This window comes from Shewanella sp. BJSY2023SW007 (assembly GCF_047314525.1).
Lineage (GTDB): Bacteria > Pseudomonadota > Gammaproteobacteria > Enterobacterales > Shewanellaceae > Shewanella > Shewanella chilikensis.
In genome coordinates this window covers 1-5,417 of sequence record NZ_JBKORL010000026.1, presented here as the reverse complement: position 1 = coordinate 5,417, position 5,417 = coordinate 1, and the positions used below count along the sequence as shown (strand labels likewise).

Here is a 5,417-nt window from a genome sequence, read left to right as displayed (position 1 = left end):
CAATGGCGGCTTCCATGTCGAATGTAGGTTTGGTCATTTGAATATCCTTTTGGGTGTATATTACTCAAATGACACAGATTTATGAACACTACCGTAGCCTGATCCGTTTCATTACTCCCTCCCGTGCCCCAGCCTATGCTTTCGACTCTTCCTTCGAGCACTCGACCCGGTAAAGCGTCCATGACAATTTTTACTTTTTGATTGACACGGATATGCTCCAGAGAATTTTCTCTTACCAGCGCTGATATCCAGACACCTCTTGGGTCGATAAAAGTAAGTAGCGGAGAGCCTACACTGGCTTTTTGCCCAACAGTGAGTTGTAGGTTGGTCACAATACCTTTGGAAGGGGCAATGACTTTAGTGCGTTGTAAGTCTAACTGTGCTTTTTCCAGGCTGGCTATTGCGGCGAGGATTTGCGGGTTGTCTTGCCCTTCAGGACCAAGGTTTTGTTTTGCTTGTACCAGAGAGGCTTCTGCTGCATTTAAGGCGGCTTGGGCTCGATCCCTGGCTTCAATCGCATTATCCAGCTCAGCTTTACTCAATACGCCTTTTGCTGCCAATTCAGTGATTCGCGCCGCTTGCTCTCTGGTATTATCGCGCGCCGCCAATGACTCAATCACTTTGGCTTGCGCGACTTCAACGGCTGCAGTACTGGCGCCGATATTTTGCCCAGCAATAGCCAGGTTGGCTTGAGCCGTGCGCAAGTTGATTTGGTAATCTCTGGAATCAATTTCAAATAAAGTCTGGCCGGGTTCCACCACCTGGTTATTTCTGACCTTGACCTCGGTAATGTTGCCTGAAACTTCGGGAGCGACTCTAACCAGATAAGAGTGGATTCTGGCCATCCCTGTCATTGGGGTTACACGATCAGCCCACAAGCTATAGAGCCAAATGAAAAAGACGAGGCCAATGATGAAAAAACTCAACTTTCTGGAGGAGGACTCTGCTTGGGACATAGGGTAACTCTCTTGACGATCTGCTATAGCACGTGGCATTTGTGTCTGAAATTATATGTTTGTTAATAAATGTTTGATAGTTTTTTGGGGGACGATAGTTTGATTGAGTACTCATTTGGATAAGTTTTTCTGATTACAGCGTGTTGGAGTGACTTGAGGAAGCCTCAGAGAGCTTGTTAAACACACTGGTACAGCAATGGGACTTTACGGACGATATATAAGGTCTGTTGGGGGAAAAGACTATAACGTAGCAAAGTACCATTCTATTGGCTGCATATTGTGCGGCTATGCTGGTAAGACTATCAGTGTAAGTACTTAGCGTAAGTACGTTGATAATTTTGTTGGCAGGAGTAACTTATCGGCTCGTCTTGAGTCTGTTCTTTTAGCTCTGAGAAATATTAGTGGTCAATAAAACCTAACTTTGCATTTTGGTTGGTTGGATTAGTGAACAACGAGAATTGATTCTTAAAACTGGTTAACAGGAGTGATAAAGGCCCATAAGGGCCTTGTCTCATTTCGCTCGCTATAGTTACAGCGGCTTATTCATCTTCTGCCGGTGGCACATAGCCTTCAATCTGTACTTCCTGACCTTCGAACAGGAAGGCGACCATCTGCTCTTCCAACAGTTTGCGATCATCGACATTCATCATGTTCAGTTTCTTTTCGTTGATCAGCATGGTCTGTTTTTTCTGCCACAGGCCCCAGGCCTCTTTGCTGATGTTGTCGAAAATGCGCTTGCCGAGTTCGCCGGGATACAGTTGGAAATCCAGGCCATCGGCTTCTTTCTTGAGATAGACGCAGTTAACTGTGCGTGCCATGTTTACTCCTTGGTCAGACTCGGTTCCAGGCTGGCCAATACCCGCTCTGTTGCAGCGGCCAGTCCCACCCGGGAAGGTTGGTTTAAGTTATACCAGAGACAGGGTTTGGGTTCCATTACCCTGTCTTTACTCTGGGCGCTGTGACCTTGGTCCAGCAGCATGTCTGTGGCTACTTTGCTCTTTAGCCGCAGCAACATAGGCTGAGCGTCCAGGTGAAAGTGGCTGAAGGTGTGACGAAAACCGGGTAGCTCAGTGATGCTGTGCTCTGCAAGCCCCAAGGCTTTGGCTGCTTGCTGCAGGTTTTGTCTGTTGCTGAACTCGGGGAAACACCAGAGGCCGCCCCAGATCCCGGCGGGTGGCCTTTGCTGCAGCATGATCTCGCCATTGTGTTCCAGCACCAGTAGCCAGGCTTCTTTGGCCGGAATCGCCTTCTTCGGTTTCTTGCCGGGGAATTCGCCCTGGCGCCCCATAAGCTGCGCCTTGCAGTCGCGGGCGACCGGGCACTGGTCACAGGCGGGGCGGGAGCGGGTGCAAATGGTGGCACCTATGTCCATCATCGCCTGGTTGTATTTTTGGATCTCGGCTTTGGGCGTGAGTGCTTCAGTCAGCTGCCAGAGTTGGTTTTCCACATCCTTTTGCCCGGGCCAACCTTCTATGGCGCCGTGGCGTGCCAGTACCCGTTTGACGTTGCCATCCAATATGGGGTGATGTTGCCCCAAAGACAGCGACAGCACAGCACCTGCGGTTGAGCGTCCAATGCCCGGCAGTGCCAGTACCGAGTCAAAGTCGGTTGGAAACTCGCCGTTAAACTCATCACGCACCTTGATGGCGGCCTTGTGCAGGTTACGGGCACGGGCGTAATAGCCCAGACCTGTCCACAGATGCAGCACTTCGTCCGTGTCGGCATTGGCCAGGCTGACGACATCGGGGAAACGGGCAATGAATTTTTGGAAGTAGGGGATAACAGTCGCGACCTGGGTCTGCTGCAACATGATTTCAGAAATCCATACTTTGTATGGGGTCTTTTGCTGTTGCCATGGCAGAGTCTTGCGACCATTCAAGTCGTACCATTTAACGATACGTTCTGCGAAAGAGGCTGTTTTGTTCATCGGCGCAGTGTAGCCGTAGCCAAGGGGCGAAACAAGGAGATTGATCCCCCCAAATGATTGACTTATTTCGTTCTTGTGGATTGTTGGTATACTTTTTCAGCATCAGGGCTTGCACTGTATGGTGAACTTTGGATAATGCCCTTCTTTTTCACACCTCTCTAGGGGCAAAAATGAGCGAAGTCACAACGGCCGAGTTTAACGAAGAAGGCAAGTATCTGCGCAAAGTAAGAAGCTTTGTGCTGCGTGAGGGTCGCCTCACCAAGGGCCAGGCCCAGGCCATAGAAGCGCATTGGGGCAGCATGGGGCTGGATTATTCCCCCGAGCCTCTGGATTTGAATGCCGTTTTTGCCCGTGAGGCAGACACAGTGCTGGAGATAGGTTTTGGTATGGGTGCCTCACTGGTGACCATGGCCAAGGAAGCCCCCGAGCTTAACTTTATCGGTATCGAAGTGCACAAGCCCGGTGTGGGCGCCTGTCTTGCCGATGCCGGCGAAGCCGGAGTCACCAACCTGAGAGTATTCCATCACGATGCCATGGAAGTGCTGGAGCACACCATTGCTGATAATTCTCTGGCGCGGCTGCAGCTGTTTTTCCCCGACCCATGGCACAAAAAACGCCACCACAAGCGCCGCATAGTGCAGCCGGCCTTTGCCGAGTTGGTGCGCCGTAAACTGAAAATCGGTGGTGTGTTCCACATGGCTACCGATTGGGAAAACTACAGCGAGCATATGCTGGAAGTGATGAATGCCGCCCCCGGCTATCGTAACCTTTCCAGCGATGGCACTGTAGTGCCACGCCCGGATTATCGTCCGTTGACCAAGTTCGAGGCCCGCGGCCAGCGCCTGGGTCACGGTGTTTGGGATCTGATGTTCGAACGTACAGAGTAATTACACCAGAGGGAGAAGCAGTATGGCTATTCGCAGTCGTCGTTTGCGCAAGAAGTTGCGTGTTGATGAATTCCAGGAGTTGGGATTTGACGTTAGTTGGCGTTTTGCCGACTCTGTGTCGGAGGAACAGATAGATCCCCTGGTCGACCGTTTTATTGATGAAGTCATAGAACCTAGAGGCTTGGGCTTCCACGGTGGTGGCCACAGAGAGTGGGAAGGCATTATTGCCACCCAAAGAATTGGCAAGTGCACCGAAGATGACAGAAGCGCAGTCAAGGCATTCTGGGAAGCTCAGCCAATCAGCGAGTTGGAAGTTACTGAGCTGTACGACATTTGGTGGAGTTAATCCCGGACGAGGCCTTGCTTGAGCAGGTGCTCGACAGGGTTCGCCCTCTGATTGGCCAGGGTAAGGTGGCGGATTATATTCCGGCCCTTGCCCAGGTCAATGCCAACAAGCTGGGGATTGCCGTCACCATGGCCGACGGCACCACAGTGGGGGCAGGGGATTATTTAGAGCCTTTTTCCATTCAAAGTATTTCCAAAGTGTTCAGCCTGACACTGGCGCTGACACTCTATGAAGAAGGCGAAATCTGGAGCCGGGTAGGCAAAGAGCCGTCGGGTCACTCATTTAATTCTCTGGTGCAGGTGGAGTTGGAGCGCGGCATTCCCCGTAATCCCTTTATCAATGCAGGTGCGCTGGTCATAGCCGACTTGCTGCAGAGCCGCCTCGGAGCGCCCAAGCACAGAATGCTGGAAGTGGTTCGCCGTTTGGCGGGTAATCCGCATATCTGCTACGACAAGGTGGTGGCCGATTCCGAGTATCAGCACAGCGCCCGCAATGCAGCCATTGCCTATCTGATGAAGTCCTTCGGTAACTTCAACAATGATGTGGATACTGTGCTGCGAAGCTATTTCCATTACTGCGCCTTGAAAATGAGCTGCGCCGATCTTTCCCGGGCTATGATGTATCTGGTCCAAGGCGGTAAGGCATTGGATGGCAAAGCGCTGATATCACCGCTGCAGAGCCGCAGACTCAATGCGCTCCTGGCTACATCCGGGCTTTATGACGGCGCCGGTGAGTTTGCCTACCGGGTCGGCATGCCGGGCAAGAGTGGAGTCGGTGGTGGCATCATCGCTGTGATCCCCGGTGACATGTCCATCTGTGTCTGGTCGCCTGAGCTTGACCGCAGCGGCAACTCACTCGCCGGTACGGCAGCGCTGGAGCAACTCAGGCTGGCCGTTGGCCGCTCAATTTTCTGATCCCAAAGGCAGCATTCCGCTGCCTTTGTTTTTACGCCATACCATAGTTTTCAGCCTAAAGTTGCACATTAGGCGCTTGCCGGGTTTCCGGCCACTATGTAGCCCATCACCTGCGGTGCGGATAGGCAGGAAGCCTGAATGCAGTGAAGGACAGGACGTCCGAGAACGGCCTCGGCCTCGCCATCCCTGGCTCGGAAGGTGACAGTTCCACCTGTGCCTGGGAAATAGGCGTATATCTGTGGGTATATAAGCAATTTCAAGCAACGCTATGATTGCAGAATTGCACCAAATTCCCCTCGGTGTCGCCGAAAGCCGTTGGCGCAAATAACGTGGCTGAGGGCGAATGCTCGCCGGTGGCGAGTGTGCTTATGAGCGCGAGCCAAGGAA

General features: G+C 52.2%; 6 protein-coding genes. 3 read left to right on the top strand and 3 right to left on the bottom strand.

Annotation, left to right across the window (positions count from 1 at the left end):
- The 3 genes from ACMHXE_RS04945 to mutY all read right to left on the bottom strand — a co-directional run.
- Positions 1-956: HlyD family secretion protein (locus tag ACMHXE_RS04945; RefSeq protein ID WP_413731559.1), on the bottom strand; the 956-nt coding region annotated here is incomplete at its 3' end.
- 539 nt (positions 957-1,495) lie between these two features.
- Positions 1,496-1,774 (bottom strand): oxidative damage protection protein, encoded by a 279-nt coding sequence (locus ACMHXE_RS04940; RefSeq protein ID WP_039034915.1) that lies wholly within the window; start codon positions 1,772-1,774, stop codon positions 1,496-1,498.
- Between the two features lie 2 nt (positions 1,775-1,776).
- Positions 1,777-2,883 (bottom strand): A/G-specific adenine glycosylase, encoded by a 1,107-nt coding sequence (gene mutY, locus ACMHXE_RS04935; RefSeq protein ID WP_413731557.1) that lies wholly within the window; start codon positions 2,881-2,883, stop codon positions 1,777-1,779.
- A gap of 170 nt (positions 2,884-3,053) precedes the next feature.
- Here mutY and trmB point away from each other — a divergent pair, with 170 nt between their 5' ends.
- Genes trmB through glsB form a run of 3 tightly spaced genes read left to right on the top strand, consistent with a single transcriptional unit; the run spans position 3,054 to position 5,030 of the window.
- Positions 3,054-3,770, top strand: a complete 717-nt coding sequence (gene trmB, locus ACMHXE_RS04930; protein WP_221060754.1) for a tRNA (guanosine(46)-N7)-methyltransferase TrmB — start codon at positions 3,054-3,056, stop codon at positions 3,768-3,770.
- Between the two features lie 22 nt (positions 3,771-3,792).
- Positions 3,793-4,116: a YggL family protein gene (locus ACMHXE_RS04925; protein WP_025009472.1), complete on the top strand. Its 324-nt coding sequence runs from the start codon at positions 3,793-3,795 to the stop codon at positions 4,114-4,116.
- Entirely contained in the window at positions 4,116-5,030 is a 915-nt protein-coding gene (gene glsB / locus ACMHXE_RS04920) for a glutaminase B (RefSeq protein WP_221061024.1), read from the top strand. The genes ACMHXE_RS04925 and glsB overlap by 1 nt, the downstream gene beginning before the upstream one ends.
- Positions 5,031-5,417: the final 387 nt, after the last annotated feature.